Below are 13,741 nucleotides of genomic sequence, written 5' to 3' on the forward strand. Positions count from 1 at the left end.
TGCCCTCACCCGTCGTGACTGGCCAGCAAAGGTGAGGCAAAGACCATCGCGGGCGGTGAAACCCGCAGCTGGAGCCGCCCCTCGGGGGACTGGCTCCACCACCCGGGTCTTCATGGTCCAACCCGTCGGTGGTGCTCGATAGTCTAGGTTCATGCGGATTCTGCACACCTCCGACTGGCATCTGGGCCGGTCCTTCCACGGCGCCGGACTCCTGGACGCCCAACGTGGTTTCGTTGATGCCCTGCTCACAACGGTGAAGGACGAACGGGTTGACGTGGTCCTGATCGCCGGGGACGTCTACGATCGCGCCCTGCCCTCCGTCGATGCGGTCACCGTGTTCGACGACGCCATTGTGCGGTTACGCGATGCGGGGGCCACCGTCGTGGCCACCAGCGGCAACCACGATTCGGCCCTGCGACTGGGCTTCGGCTCGCGCCTGCTCGAACGCGCCGGACTGCACCTGCGCACCCGCCTCGCGGACCTCGACACCCCGGCCCTGGTGGAGGGCGAGGATTTCACCCTGGCCATCTACGGGTTGCCCTACCTTGAACCGCGGATGGTCGCCGAGCAGTTGGGCGTTGAGGCCCCCGGACATCAGCCGGTGGTCCGGGCGGCGATGGGCCGGGTTCGTGCCGATCTGGCTACGCGGAGGGAAGGAACCGGGACGCCCATCCGCTCCATCGTCATGGCCCACGTTTTTGCAGCCACGGGCCTCTCGAGTGATTCGGAACGCGAATTGAGCATCGGCGGGCTGGACATCGTTCCGATCGAAGAGTTCGACGGCTTGGACTACGCCGCCTTGGGACACCTGCATGGCCGCCAACGCCTCGCCGAAACGGTCCGCTATTCGGGTTCACCGATCGCCTACTCCTTCTCCGAAGCAAACCACCGCAAGGGGGCCTGGTTGCTGGAGGTCACCGCCGAAGGCATCACCTCCATCGACGCCGTGGACTGGCCCGCCGCCACCCAGCTGCGCATTCTGCGGGGCCCCCTGGAGGAACTTCTGGCCGACCCGGGCCTGGCAGGTGCCGAAGAAGCCTGGTGCCAGGTGACGCTGACGGACCGTGATCGTCCCTCCCAGGCGATGGAACGGCTGCGAACCCGCTTCCCGAACACCCTGGTCCTGAACTTCGAACCCGAGGGCCGCCCGGCAGAGGTCACCCGCAGCTACCGCGACCGGCTGGCTGCGGCGGAGAGCCCGTTGGAGGTCTGCACCGGATTCATCGACCATGTCCGCCAGCGCCCGCCCTCGGAGGCGGAGGCCGAATTGCTGGGCCGGATCCTTCAGCAGGCCACCAGCGGGAAGGTGGAACGATGAGAGTCCACCACCTGCAGATCGCCGCATTCGGGCCGTTCGCCGCGCGGCAGGATATCGACTTCGACGAACTCTCCGCGGCTGGCTTATTCCTGCTCAACGGTGAAACCGGTGCCGGCAAAACCAGTATCCTCGACGCGATTTGCTACGCACTGTATGCCGGGCTCCCGGGGGCACGGGAGGGCACCAAATCGCTGCGCAGCGATCATGCGGGACCAGCCGATGAGCCGGAGGTCGTCCTGGAATTCAGTACCGGCGGACGCCGCTTCGAGGTTCGTCGATCACCGGCCTGGCAGCGCCCTTCCAAACGCGGGACAGGGAAGACCACCACGGCCCAGGCCCAGAGCCGGCTTCGCGAACTCGTGGAGGGCCAGTGGAAGGAAATTTCCACCCGCAACGACGAGGTCTCCGCCGAATTACGGGGGGTCATCGGCTTGGGCAAGGACGAATTCACCCGCGTCGCCATGTTGCCCCAGGGCGCTTTCGCCGCCTTCCTCCGCGCCAAGGACAAGGAACGCGAAGAGCTCCTCAAGAAACTCTTCGACACCGGTCTCTACGACAGCGTCGAAGCGCTGCTCGCCGAGGAACTCGCGACGGCTAGAACGGCAGCCGAAGAGGCCGAACGCGCCCGCAGTGAAGCCGTCGACCAGTTGATCGAAGACGCCACCGCATCCCTTTCCAACGACGACGGAGTCTCCCCGTTTGCCGCCGATACGGTCGATAGCGAAGAGGGTACGGCGCCCGACATGACGCCGGAAGAGCTCTCCAGCAAGGAACTGCTGACGCTACTGGAGACACGGTTGCAGGAAAGCACGGCACGTTCGAGCACCGAACGGACGGCGGCAGATGCCGCCGCGACGCAGGCCCGAACCGCCGCCAGCGAACTCGCTGCAGCCGCCGAACGCCACCGGGCGTTGGCCGAACTGGACCGGCTGCGCGCCACCCATGCCGAGAGCGGCGAGCGGATGGCTGCCGTGGCCGCCAAAGTGTCCTTGGATGAGCAGGCAGCGGCTCTTCAGCCCAGCGACAAGGCACGACGCCGGGCAACACAAGCTGTCCAGGACGCCGACCAGGCGCTGGAATCCGTCCGCGAGGCCGCAGGCCGTGGGCTGGCCGCCGACTACCTGGCCGCGGCAGCGGAACCGGGCGTGCTCACCGAAACGGACGCCGCAACCGATGCTGGGCCGGCGGAGACCGAAGCTGCAGAACTGTCGCAACGCGCCGCCGAGGCCGCTTCGCGCATCACCGGCGACGCTGCCGTGCTGGAGGCTGCCCTGCCCGAAGAGCGCGAACTGAGCGAACACAACACTGAACTGGACAAATCCCAGGCTGACCTTGAACTGCGGAGGACGGCACAGGCCGAGAAACTGCGTGAACAAGAGGCGCTCGGGGACTCACTGCCGCGACTGCGGGAGGCAGCCGAAGCCCTCTCCGGGACGGCCGGCACGCTGCCGACGCTCACCGCCACACGGGACGACGCGGCGCACCGGGTGGCAGCCGTCGCGGCCCGCCAGGCCGCCGAAACCGCGGCAACCCAAGCCCATACTGTGTGGGCCCAGGCCAAGGACGAACAACTGGCAGGCCGTGAACGGCTGCTGGACCTGGGACGGACCCGGCTGGCCCAGGCGGCTGCGGCCTTGGCCCGGGAACTGGTTCCGGGGCAGGCCTGCCTGGTCTGTGGCTCGGCCGAGCACCCGGCTCCGGCCAGGGTAGCGGACGGTGAACTCGTCGAAGAAGAGGACGAGGAGAGCGCCCGTCAGCTGGCTGCCGCTGCCGATGCTGCCGAAACCGAGGCGGCCTCCCGGCTCCATGCAGCCCGCGAGGCAGCCTCCCGGGCCGCGGGGCAGGCGGGGGAGTCCACCGCCGAACAGGCCGACCAAGCCCTCGCCGATGCCAACCAAGCATTGGCGGAGGCTACCGAGTCCGCGGCGCAGGCCCAACGCGCCCGAACGGCGGTTGAAGAGGCCAGCGAAAAGTTTGAGCGCCTGCGCACGAACAACACCGCCGAAGCCACGGCACTGACCGTCTTGGCCGGAAGTATCGAACAGCTCGGCATACGAATCACCACCCTCGAATCCCGGCTGAAACGGCTGCGAGGCGAGGAAGGATCCTTACGGTCCCGCCACGAACTGCTGGTGGGTGCCAGGGGACTGCTCGAGGAACTAGCCCGGGCAGCCCGTGCGCTCGACAGTGCCCGCCGTGCCGCCGACACGGCCACCGCTACCTGGGAAACCGAACGCCATGCTGCCGGGTTCCACGACGACGCCGCCTGGGCCGCGGCACTTCTGGACCCGGAGGCACGGGCCGGCGCACAGGCCCAGATCGCCGAACACACGGCCGAGGGCGTACGGATCGACACCCTGGCGGGAACCGAAGCCGTAGCCCGGGCCAAAACCGAGGTGGAAGAGGGGTTCTCGGTCCCTGGCCAGGAGGAACTGGCCGAAGCCCAGGCCACGGCCGCCGAAACGGCCACGGCACGTGACACGGTGCTCGAACGCGACGCCGTCCTGCGCTCCTATGCCTCACGCTTCGGACGGCGCAGCGAACGCCTCCGTGAACTCGAGACCAGCCAAGGCGCCGTGCTGGAACGCTATGCGCGGGTGAAGTCGATGGCCGATATCGCCCGGGGGTTGGGGGAGAACCGGTTCAAGATGACCTTGTCCACCTACGTTTTGGCTGCCCGGCTGGAAGCCGTGGCGGCCGCCGCGACCGAACGCCTCCTGGTCATGAGCGCCGAACGCTATTCGCTGGTCCACGACGACAGCCCCAAGGGCAACGCAAAATCCGGTCTGGGACTGCATGTGCTCGACGCCTGGACCGGCCAGCGCCGCGACACCCAGACGCTTTCCGGTGGGGAGTCCTTCATGGCCTCGTTGGCGTTGGCCCTGGGTTTGGCCGATGTCATCCAACAGCAGTCGGGAGGCATCGACATCGAGACCCTTTTCGTTGACGAAGGGTTCGGTTCCCTCGACGAGGGGGCACTGGAGACGGTGATGGATGCCCTCGACGGGCTGCGTCGCGGTGGCCGGGTCGTCGGCCTCGTGAGCCACGTCGCCGAGATGAAACAACGTATCCCTGCCCAGTTGAGGGTCAGTAAGGAACGCACGGGTTCCACCACCGAAGTGGTTTTGGCCGACACGGTAGAATAGGGAGCGCAAAGGGTAGGGCGCTCCGGGTGGCTGGGACGGGCGCACCTTGGAGGACCCGTGAAATACATGAACACCGATCCCTCGGCGCCCACCACGGGCGCGCACCCCGCCACTGAAACCACCCCCCGCTCTCGTGGTAGTTTCCGCAGCCTGCTGGAACTGGCCGGTCCGGGATTCTTCCCGCTGGCTTTCTTCGCCCGACTGCCTCTGGCCATGCTCACCATCGGCACCCTGACACTGATCAGCACCGCGACCGGATCCTATGCCAGCGGTGGGATCGCTGCAGGGGCGGTAGGAGTTGGTTCGGCCATCGGTGCGCCGCTGATCGGTTACGCTGCGGACCGGTGGGGCCAACGGCCCGTCCTGCTCCCGGTGGCCTTGCTCCACGCACTCGTCGTTGCGGTGCTCATCCTGGCCGGCATCGGAATCATCGACTCCGAATCCCTGCTCCTGGTCATCGTGATCTCCTTCGCTGCCGGGGCCAGTTGTCCGCAAGTCGGCCCGCTGGCCCGCGTGCGTTGGATGGCCCTGACCCAGGGGCGCTCCCGGGGCCGACGGGAACTCGAAACAGCACTGAGCTACGAAAGCACCGTCGATGAACTGACCTTCGTGATGGGACCGGCGCTCGTCGGCGTGCTGGCCTCACTCGCGGCGCCCTGGTTACCGCTGGCCTTGGCCGCCGTCTTGACCGCGGTTCTGGTTCCGGCCTTCGCGGTCCACCCGACCTCCCACGCCATCGAACTGCAGGATTCCGGCGCCGAACCAGTCCCTGGATCCGGATGGATCCCGGCCCGCGTGGTGCGCGTGGGTCTGTGTGTACTGGGGATGACGGGGATGGGGACCCTCTTCGGTTCAGTCTCTGCCGGGGCCGTGTCCTATGCGGGACTTTTCGGTCATGCCAGCGCCGGCGGACTGCTGTATGCCGCCTTGGGACTGACCTCGGCCATCGCCGCCCTGTCCGTCTCGCTGTGGCCACGTGGCTGGGCGCAACCGGTGCGCTGGGCGGCCTGTGCCTTGCTGCTGATTCCGCTGGCCCTGCTGCTGCAGGTTCCTGACACGATGGGCACCATGGTCGTGTTCCTGCTGCTGATCGGCCTACCGATCGGACCGATTCTGGTCACGATCTTTACCGTCGGAGGAGACGTGGCACCCATCGGCAGAATGGGCACCGTGATGACGATGCTCGCCAGCGGGATTGTCGTCGGCACCGCGATCGGCAACGGTTTCGCCGGGGTACTGGCCGATGTGGTGGGGCCGCAGGGGGCGTTCCTGGTCGCGGCGGCTGCCGCCGTCGTCCTCTTTGGCTCGGGTGCAGGAACCTACGCGCTGGGACGGGTGCGGCGCACCGACAGCGTTTAGCTGCCGGACCGGGCAACGACGATCAGCCCAGCGCCAGTTGGACCGTGGCCGCGGCGGTGGCCACGCGGTGGCCCACCGTATCGGCGTCCACCTCATGGGCCGCCGTGGCATAGACGACAGCTAACGCGGCAGGGGTCTGGCCGGGAACGTGAAGGGCCGCAGCGATGGAGGAAACTCCAGGGATGACCTCATCCAGGCTCGTGGCATATCCTGCCCTCCGGGCGTCGTCGGCGGCCGCACGCCACGGATGTTTCGGTGCCACCGCCTCCCATTCGGCGCGCGAATGCGCCGACTGGATCGCGATGCCCGGGGCGCCATGGGTTAACGGATGCCTCGAACCGGGACGCTGCATGACGGTGGCCGTGCTGTGTCGTGGTTCCACGGAGACCAAGGTGATGCAGTCCTCGTGGTCCCAGACGGCCAAAAATGCCGTCATCCCCAATTCGTTGGCCAGTGAGGTCAGTTCCGGCAGGGCGGCGCTTTGCAGATCGCGCTGGACTCCACGGGCCAAGGACGCCAGCCCCGGAGCCCCCTCGAGGCGGCCGGTGCTATCTCGACGGACCAGGGCATGATCTTCCAGGGTGCGCAGGATCCGGTAGGCGATGGAGCGGTGGACGCCCAACTCGTCAGCGAGTTCGGCGATCGTGGGAGGCTCGGAACGATCGGTGATGATTTCCAGGGCGCGGAGCCCCCGCGACAGGGTTTGCGCCGGGGAACCGGCCGTGGAACTCTCTGACACGGGTACCGCCTTTTCTGAGGGGCGGGGCGCGACCTCTTGTGCGCCGCAGGGGCCCGGGATACGTTTGAAGTAGTTCTCTCATAGAACTGGAAGTTCGAATATAGAACACCTGTGGTCGTGAAGGCAAGGTCCTGATCGCTGACGACGGAGGCTCGGACATGGACGTGGACCCGCAGGGCGAAGTAGCCGAAGGCGGCCTACCGCACCGGATCGAGACCACCGACCCGCGGCACTTCAGGGGCAGCCTGGGGCGCTTTGCCACCGGCGTGACCATCGTGACCTTCGATGGATCCACTAAACGCCACGGGATCACGGTGAACTCCTTCACCTCCGTGTCCATGGACCCCGCGCTGGTGCTGGTGAGTATCGCCCGCAGCACCCGCGCCCACGACGAGCTCGCTGACCGGCCCTTCACGGTGAACATCCTCGGCGCCGAACAACAGGCCTTGGCCCTGCACTTTGCCGGCAAGCCGGGACCGGACCCCGTTTGGGTCGAAGGCGAAACAGCGCCACGCCTCGCCGGCGTGCTGGCACATTTCTCCTGCGACCCCTGGGCCGCCTACGGCGGCGGGGACCACACCCTGTATCTGGGGGAGGTGAAGGACTTCAACTACCGCACCGGCGATGCGTTGGCCTTCGCCAATAGCGCCTTCACCACCATTCCGGGAAGCCAACTCGGGGTCGAAGAACTGCTCTAAGCCGTGCCGTCGTCATCTGGGCGAAATATGGGAAATGTTGACGAGAAATTGACGAACATATCGGTTACGATGAGATAGATCACACTTACCGTCCGTTCGGTCGGTTATGCACCTAGCGCAGAGAGCGCAGAACACTGGAGTTCGCATGTCCCTGTCAGCAGCAGCACCCACTGCAGCCACCCGGCGCGAGGAACGCAAGGTCCTGGCCGGAACCCTCGTCGGAACCACCATCGAATGGTACGACTTCTTCATCTACGCACAGGCCGCCGGTCTCGTCCTCGGTCCGTTGTTCTTCGCCCCGCTGGGGGAAACCGGTGCACAGCTGGCCTCCTGGGCCTCCATCGGCATCTCGTTCCTGTTCCGCCCGCTGGGCGCCATCGTCGCAGGCCATCTGGGCGACAAACTCGGTCGCAAGAAGATGCTGGTCTTCACCCTGATCATGATGGGGCTGGCCACGTCGCTGATCGGCGTACTGCCCACCCACGCACAGATCGGCGGATGGGCCGCCATCCTGCTGATCCTGCTGCGCGTCTTGCAGGGCTTCTCGGCAGGTGGCGAATGGGGCGGAGCCGCCCTGATGTCGGTTGAGCACGCACCGGATCACCGCCGCGGGTTCTTCGGCGCCTACCCGCAGATCGGTGTCCCCTGCGGCATGATCCTGGCGACCGGCACCATCTGGCTGTTGACCACCCTCATTGGTGAGCAAGAGTTCCTTTCCTGGGGCTGGCGCGTTCCGTTCCTGTTCTCGATCGTGCTGATCATCGTCGGCTACGTCATCCGCCGTTCGGTGGAGGAGTCCCCGGTCTTCGCTGCCTTGCAGGAGCGCAAGAAGGAGTCATCGGCACCGCTGAAGACGCTGTTCAAGCACAACACCCGTGAAGTGGTCCTCACCGCGCTGATCTTCATCGCCAACAACGCCGCCGGCTACCTGCTCATCGCCTTCTTCGCCACCTACGCGTCCAAGACGTTGGGGATGGACCGTGGCCCCGTGTTGCTGGCCACGGCGTTGGCCTCCTTCGGTTGGCTGATCTTCACCATGTATGGGGGCATCCTCTCCGACAAGATCGGCCGGGTGCGCACCTTCCAGCTCGGCTACATCCTGGTGGCCCTCTGGGCGGTACCGATGTGGTTCCTCATTGATACAGCCAACATCTACTGGTACTTCGTGGCGCTGTTCGTTCTGACCATCGGACTGGGCTTGTCCTACGGCCCGCAGTCGGCACTCTATGCCGAGATGTTCCCCGCCAGGGTTCGCTACTCAGGGGTCTCCATCGGCTACGCACTCGGTGCGATCCTCGGTGGTGCCTTCGCCCCGCTGATCGCGGCGCTGCTGCTGGAGAAGACCGGGCATTCCTGGAGCATCGGGATCTATGTGGTGGTCATCTCGATCATCTCCTTGATCGCCGTCTCCATGGTGAAGGAAACCCGCGGGGTCGACCTGATGGTTGAACACCACGTGGACTACGTCGAGAAGTAGAAACGCCGAGGACGACGACGGCCGCCCCACCTTCCGGATTCACTTCGGGGGTGGGGCGGCCGTCCTCGTGGGGGAGGGGTGTCATTTCGGCCATGGCAGGATGTAACCCACGAGCAACCAAGAGGGGGATTCCAATGGACCCGATGCGGGAAGTGCGGCTGGATGATGTCCGTGAGTCGGGCCCCGTCGAGCCCGGAGGTATCCGGAGGCCCCAATGGCGCCATCAGCTGTGGTGGGCCCTCGTCTTCACCGCGGTGGCCATCGCGCTGGTCGGCCCCGAGGCGTTGTTCTGGATGTTCCTCATTGCCGGAGTCGTGGGCACTATGACCGTCGAGCTCGTCAGATGGCGAAGGCGTCGAGCCACGGTGCGTGGCCTAGCCGCCCAGTAGGCGCAGCACGTCCTCGTCGCTGACCTGGGCGAAGTTGGCATAGAACTCACCGACCGCACCGAATTCTTCCGGCTGCAGCGGGCACACTAGTTCGTCGGCTACCGCTGCCAGTTGTGCGCACACCTCGGGTGGGCCCACCGGGGAAGCGACGATCACGCGGTTGGGGTTTCCTTGGCGGATGACCTTGATGGCCGCGAGCATTGACGCCCCGGTAGCCAGACCGTCATCGCACAGGATGACGTCTTGTTCGCCGACATCGATGCCGCGCCGGCGTAGATAGGAGAGCTGGCGGCGTCGTAGTTCCCTGGATTCGCGGTCCCGGACTTCATCCAGGGCGGCCTTGCTGCGTGTTTCCGGGGGAAGGGTGGCCAGAACCTCGTTCATCAGTACTTCGGCTTGATCCGGTCCGTGGGCGGCCAAGGCGCCGAAAGCGAGTTCCTTCTGGCCGGGGACGCCGAGCTTGCGCACAACCAGCGCGTCGAAGGGGGCATCGAGGATGCGGGCCACGGCCGCCGCAATCGGTACACCGCCACGGGCCAGGCCCAGCACGACGACGGAGTCAGATTGGTCTCGGTAGGTGTCCAGATGGCTGGCCAGATGGCGGCCTGCGTAGTCCCGGTCCGAAAAGGGACGGGCGTCTGATCGAAAGAGTCCCATGCCCTATTGTCGCCCGGAAGTTCTAGGGTGACCAGTCTCGGGCGTGGCGTCGAAACCGACTGCCCGATGGTCCGGGCTCCCGTGGGAGCGCTGCTCAGCCTGGGCAACGCCCCGGGCCTGATCGCGGTGCCAGCCGGTCAGTCCCACCCATAGCGGTTTGACCTGATTCGGTTCTGAATGCTCTGAAGCATCCGGAGGTTTTGCTGTGCGGCAACGTATGGCCACCTTCGGAGACATCCCGGAAGAGTCAACGCGAGGTATACGTCATGTCACCAGTTGGTGACATCATGGAGGCATGGAAACCAGAGGAATTGATGCCGCGATGGTAGGTGAACGCATTCGTTCCGCCCGCAAGCGGCGCGGCTGGACGCAGCTGGAACTGGCTAGGGAGGCAGGGGTTTCCAGGAAATTCCTTGGTGACCTCGAGGCTGGCCACCCCGGCGCCTCGCTGGGCTTGACTCTCATTGTCCTGAACAAACTGGATTTGAACGTCACTGCAGGCCCTCACGAGCGCGACTTCAGGATCGACTTCGAATCCACATTGTCCCGGGGCGACTACGATTTTGCCTTGCGCCTTCTGGGGGAATACGCCCAACGGGTCGTCGAAGAGGGGCCGTCCATGATGATCACCCGGGCGCCGCGGATCAAGGATCAGGCCTACCGTGCCGCGCTTGCCGCCATCACCCGTTGGGCAGCAGCCAAGGTTGGTTCGTGCTCTCCCCGATGGGCCAAGGACTCGAAGCCGGCATCCAGCCCGATGTTCCCCTCAGAAAAACTCCACCCCATGAGCAAGGCGATGAAGGACCTGATCCGACGGGAGACGCCTCGTGAATTGGCTTCCATGAACGTCTGGATGCGGGAGAGGGACCTGACTCGCGCATGAGCATGCCGGGATTCACCCGAGAAGCAATCCTTGGGCTACTCGTTGAGCTCGAATCCCGGCTCGAGAAGCGTGGCGTCGCCAGGACATTCAGATCGTTGGCGGTGCCGCGCTGATCCTTCACGGTCTATTGGAACGCTCGACCGAAGACATCGACGCCCGGTACTCCAACAAGATCATCGACGAGGTCGCCACAGAAATGGCCGCTGAGTACGTGCTGCCAGCGCGTTGGTTGAATTCCCATGCCACGGCTTTCATCCCGGACGGTGCCGAGTGGGCCGCGAACATTCCTGGAACACCTGCCGCCGTATCGCTGGCTGACTTGCCAACGCTGGCCGCCATGAAACTCGCAGCTGAACGTAGCAAGGATATCGAGGACCTCGAACGCGTGGCCAGCGCGCTGGATATAGACACTCCCGAGGAGCTCGTTGATCTCGCCTACGAGAAGTACGGCGAAGAATCCATCCCCTTGTCAGCAGGACGAGAAAACTACTTGATCGTCGCCGGAGAGGCTCTCGCGGCAGCCCGGGCATTTCGCGTTCGCGGAGACTACCGGCGCTAGTCCGGTTCCGCGTCGGTCATCCAAGCCTGCTTTTTCACCAAGTAATGTCCACCAACGTGGATCGAGTTGGGCAACGCACCGGACCCGTCAGTGCTTGAATGGTGCTGTGACCCCTTCCCCTGCCGACCCCGACGAGACGCCTTATGTTCCGGATCCGCGCCGGTGGCGCATCCTCATCGTCCTGCTGGTCACGATGTTCATGTCGTTGGTCGGCGTCAGCATCGTCAATGTTGCCCTGCCCTCCATCCAATCCGGCCTCGACGCCTCGCAATCGGATCTTCAGTGGGTCCTCTCGGGCTACGCCCTGACCTTCGGTGTCGTGTTGGTCGCCGCCGGCCGTGCCGGGGACATCCTGGGCCGGGGGCCGTTGTTCCTGGCCGGGGTCACGGTCTTTACCCTTTCGGCGGTCGCTGCCGGCCTGGCCCCGGACCCGACGAGCCTGAACATTGCCCGGTTCGTCCAAGGCGTCGGCTCCGGGCTGCTGAACCCCCAGGTCGTGGGGATGATCCAGCAATACTTCAGGGGCCGCGAACGCGGGCGGGCCTTCGGGGCCCTGGGCAGCGTGGTCGGGGTCTCGGTGGCCTTCGGGCCGTTGATGGGCGGCCTGATCATCGAGACCTTCGGTGCCGAAACCGGGTGGCGTTGGACCTTCCTGGTCAACGTTCCGGTGGGGATCGTCGCGGTGGTGCTGGCGCTTAAATGGTTCCCGCGGCCGCTCCTGATCCGTCGCAGTGCGGCACCGAAGACCGGCAAGGAACTCTCGAGCGTTCAACCGAAACAAAAATTCGATTTGGACCCGGTGGGTGCTCTGCTGTTGGGGTTCAGCGTGTTGGGTCTGCTGCTGCCCTTCGTCGAGTCGGAGGGCTCTGCGTGGGCGTGGCTGCTGCTGCCGGTGGGAATGGCCCTGCTGGGACTGTGGATCATGTGGGAGCGGTCCTATAAACAGCGCGGCGGTAGCCCCATGGTCGATTTGGAACTCTTCAGGACCCGCAGCTTCACCTTGGGGACCATTATTGCCGGACTGTATTTCCTGGGGGTGACGAGCGTTTGGGTGCTGATCGCCCTCTACGTGCAGGACGGTTTGGGGCTCAGCGCCCTCCAGACGGGCCTGCTGGGTCTTCCCGCGGCACTGCTGGCAGCGGTGAGTTCGAACTGGGCCGGGAAACGTGTCATGGATTTCGGGCGGAAGATTGTCATCGGTGGCATTATCAGTGCCTTCGTGGGGCTGTTGCTCACGGTCCTGGTCGTCCAACTGGAAGCGGCAGGCATCCTGAGTATCTGGTGGCTGTTGGGTTCGATGTGCTTTGTGGGCCTGGGGCAGGGGTCAATTATTTCCCCCAACCAGGCGCTGACCCTGGCCGAGGTCCCGCAAGAATATGCTGGCAGCGCCGGGGGAGTGCTGCAAACCGGCCAGCGCATCGGGACCGCGGTGGGGCTGGCCCTGGTTACTGCCGTGTTCTTCGCGATCCTGGCGCTCACGGATTGGACGACAGCCTTCACCGCGGCATTCTCGGTGATCGGGATCGTGGTGCTGGTGACGCTGGCCGTTGCCTTGGCGGATCAGCGTCGACGGCAACAGCAGCCCGTCTAGGTGCCCAGCCCGGCTAGGAATTCCTGCGTGGCCCCCAGGATTTGCTCCTGCGCCGAGGCCCGGCCGGTCTGCGGGGTTCCATCCCCGGGTTGGGGACCGTAGTTCCCGAAGTAGGCATGGATGCCCCCGTCGATAACCACTGAGGTGGTGGGCCGGGGGAGGAGCGGTACGGCGTCGCGGACCGTGGCAGGTGTACTCAGGCCGTCGTCGGATCCCGAGATGCTCAGGCCGGACAGCCGGTCGATTCGGGAAAGGTCCGAAACGGGGTAGGAACCCCACAGGATGAGCCCGGAGACTTGTGGCTCGTCCTCGGCGAAAATTCCTGCTGAAACCCCGCCGAGGGAATGGCCGCCCACGGCCCAACGGGTGATCAGTGGATGTTTGGACAGCAGTGGGCCGGCTTGGCCGGAATCGATGATCGACAGTCCCAAGGGCTCCTTGAGGATGACCACCGTGATTCCCTCTGCTGCCAGGGGTGCCAATAGATCGCGGTAGGCCAACGCCTCCACCCGCGCACCAGGGTAGAAGACGAAACCAGTCGAGGAAGCGTTGGGCGCGCTCAGAGTGATGCTAGTGGGGCTCTCGCGCATCACGACGCCGTCAGGTAGCCCCTGTTCCAGAGCGACCGCCCTGAAGGGATTGAGCCAGAGGAGTCCGGCCAGCAGCATCAAGACCAGGGTGCGGATGGCCACTGCCCCGATCAGGTGCAAGACACGGCGTTTCGGATGAGATCTGGCCGATCGGCTGCGGCCTATGAACAGGACGGTGGCCCAGATGATGCCGCCGAGCAGTGCCACGGCACAGAGCGCCGGGAGCAGCGGATGTCCACGCAATACGGCAGGATTGTCCAGCAGCATCCACGCGGGGATACCCACCAGGGCCAGGATGCATGCGCCGGAATAGAGCCGAAGGAGCCTCATAGGTT

The 13,741-nt window shown here is 65.4% G+C and carries 12 protein-coding genes; 9 read left to right on the forward strand and 3 right to left on the reverse strand.

What is annotated here, in order from left to right; all coding sequences use genetic code 11:
* The first annotated feature begins 151 nt into the window (after nucleotides 1-151).
* The 3 genes from FM101_RS08740 to FM101_RS08750 all read left to right on the forward strand — a co-directional run bounded on the left by FM101_RS08740 (nucleotide 152) and on the right by FM101_RS08750 (nucleotide 5,823).
* Nucleotides 152-1,318: an exonuclease SbcCD subunit D gene (locus FM101_RS08740; protein ID WP_086998433.1), complete on the forward strand. Its 1,167-nt coding sequence runs from the start codon at nucleotides 152-154 to the stop codon at nucleotides 1,316-1,318.
* Entirely contained in the window at nucleotides 1,315-4,464 is a 3,150-nt protein-coding gene (locus tag FM101_RS08745; RefSeq protein WP_086998436.1) for an AAA family ATPase, read from the forward strand. The genes FM101_RS08740 and FM101_RS08745 overlap by 4 nt, the downstream gene beginning before the upstream one ends.
* 66 nt (nucleotides 4,465-4,530) lie before the next feature.
* Nucleotides 4,531-5,823, forward strand: coding sequence for an MFS transporter (locus tag FM101_RS08750; RefSeq protein ID WP_086998738.1), 1,293 nt, complete (start codon nucleotides 4,531-4,533; stop codon nucleotides 5,821-5,823).
* Between the two features lie 22 nt (nucleotides 5,824-5,845).
* On the opposite strand, the gene FM101_RS08755 is transcribed toward FM101_RS08750, so the two are convergent.
* Nucleotides 5,846-6,562: an IclR family transcriptional regulator gene (locus tag FM101_RS08755; protein WP_086998439.1), complete on the reverse strand. Its 717-nt coding sequence runs from the start codon at nucleotides 6,560-6,562 to the stop codon at nucleotides 5,846-5,848.
* Nucleotides 6,563-6,720: 158 nt separating this feature from the next.
* On the opposite strand from FM101_RS08755, the gene FM101_RS08760 reads away from it, so the two are divergent.
* From FM101_RS08760 to FM101_RS08770, 3 genes are all read left to right on the forward strand, one after another.
* Entirely contained in the window at nucleotides 6,721-7,260 is a 540-nt protein-coding gene (locus FM101_RS08760; RefSeq protein ID WP_086998440.1) for a flavin reductase family protein, read from the forward strand.
* Between the two features lie 145 nt (nucleotides 7,261-7,405).
* Nucleotides 7,406-8,737 (forward strand): MFS transporter, encoded by a 1,332-nt coding sequence (locus tag FM101_RS08765; RefSeq protein ID WP_086998443.1) that lies wholly within the window; start codon nucleotides 7,406-7,408, stop codon nucleotides 8,735-8,737.
* Between the two features lie 134 nt (nucleotides 8,738-8,871).
* On the forward strand, nucleotides 8,872-9,126 hold the full coding sequence (locus tag FM101_RS08770; protein ID WP_086998446.1) for a hypothetical protein: 255 nt from the start codon (nucleotides 8,872-8,874) through the stop codon (nucleotides 9,124-9,126).
* Here the strand turns inward: FM101_RS08770 and FM101_RS08775 are convergent.
* Nucleotides 9,112-9,783 carry a phosphoribosyltransferase gene (locus FM101_RS08775; protein WP_086998448.1) on the reverse strand — a complete coding sequence of 224 codons (672 nt, stop codon included), beginning with the start codon at nucleotides 9,781-9,783 and terminating at the stop codon, nucleotides 9,112-9,114. The genes FM101_RS08770 and FM101_RS08775 overlap by 15 nt on opposite strands.
* Nucleotides 9,784-10,078: 295 nt before the next feature.
* Between FM101_RS08775 and FM101_RS08780 the strand changes: the two genes are divergently transcribed.
* The 3 genes from FM101_RS08780 to FM101_RS08790 all read left to right on the forward strand — a co-directional run bounded on the left by FM101_RS08780 (nucleotide 10,079) and on the right by FM101_RS08790 (nucleotide 12,816).
* Nucleotides 10,079-10,666, forward strand: a complete 588-nt coding sequence (locus FM101_RS08780) for a helix-turn-helix domain-containing protein (protein ID WP_086998451.1) — start codon at nucleotides 10,079-10,081, stop codon at nucleotides 10,664-10,666.
* Nucleotides 10,667-10,793: 127 nt separating this feature from the next.
* Nucleotides 10,794-11,225 carry a hypothetical protein gene (locus FM101_RS08785; protein ID WP_245806664.1) on the forward strand — a complete coding sequence of 144 codons (432 nt, stop codon included), beginning with the start codon at nucleotides 10,794-10,796 and terminating at the stop codon, nucleotides 11,223-11,225.
* Nucleotides 11,226-11,418: 193 nt separating this feature from the next.
* Nucleotides 11,419-12,816 (forward strand): MFS transporter, encoded by a 1,398-nt coding sequence (locus FM101_RS08790; protein ID WP_086998743.1) that lies wholly within the window; start codon nucleotides 11,419-11,421, stop codon nucleotides 12,814-12,816.
* Here the strand turns inward: FM101_RS08790 and FM101_RS08795 are convergent.
* The gene (locus FM101_RS08795) at nucleotides 12,813-13,736 is read right to left on the reverse strand and encodes an alpha/beta hydrolase (protein ID WP_179204281.1); all 924 of its coding nucleotides are present in this window, start codon (nucleotides 13,734-13,736) and stop codon (nucleotides 12,813-12,815) included. The genes FM101_RS08790 and FM101_RS08795 overlap by 4 nt on opposite strands.
* Between the last annotated feature and the right edge of the window lie 5 nt (nucleotides 13,737-13,741).

This window comes from Arthrobacter rhombi, assembly GCF_900163545.1.
Lineage (GTDB): Bacteria > Actinomycetota > Actinomycetes > Actinomycetales > Micrococcaceae > Arthrobacter_H > Arthrobacter_H rhombi_A.

Bases quoted from the DNA above. Each gene is read 5' to 3' on its own strand.
- FM101_RS08740 (WP_086998433.1), top strand. From the start codon at position 152: ATGCGGATTCTGCACACCTCCGACTGGCATCTGGGCCGGTCCTTCCAC.
- FM101_RS08745 (WP_086998436.1), top strand. From the start codon at position 1,315: ATGAGAGTCCACCACCTGCAGATCGCCGCATTCGGGCCGTTCGCCGCG.
- FM101_RS08750 (WP_086998738.1), top strand. From the start codon at position 4,531: ATGAACACCGATCCCTCGGCGCCCACCACGGGCGCGCACCCCGCCACT.
- FM101_RS08760 (WP_086998440.1), top strand. From the start codon at position 6,721: ATGGACGTGGACCCGCAGGGCGAAGTAGCCGAAGGCGGCCTACCGCAC.
- FM101_RS08765 (WP_086998443.1), top strand. From the start codon at position 7,406: ATGTCCCTGTCAGCAGCAGCACCCACTGCAGCCACCCGGCGCGAGGAA.
- FM101_RS08770 (WP_086998446.1), top strand. From the start codon at position 8,872: ATGGACCCGATGCGGGAAGTGCGGCTGGATGATGTCCGTGAGTCGGGC.
- FM101_RS08775 (WP_086998448.1), bottom strand. From the start codon at position 9,783: ATGGGACTCTTTCGATCAGACGCCCGTCCCTTTTCGGACCGGGACTAC.
- FM101_RS08780 (WP_086998451.1), top strand. From the start codon at position 10,079: ATGGAAACCAGAGGAATTGATGCCGCGATGGTAGGTGAACGCATTCGT.
- FM101_RS08790 (WP_086998743.1), top strand. From the start codon at position 11,419: ATGTTCATGTCGTTGGTCGGCGTCAGCATCGTCAATGTTGCCCTGCCC.
- FM101_RS08795 (WP_179204281.1), bottom strand. From the start codon at position 13,736: ATGAGGCTCCTTCGGCTCTATTCCGGCGCATGCATCCTGGCCCTGGTG.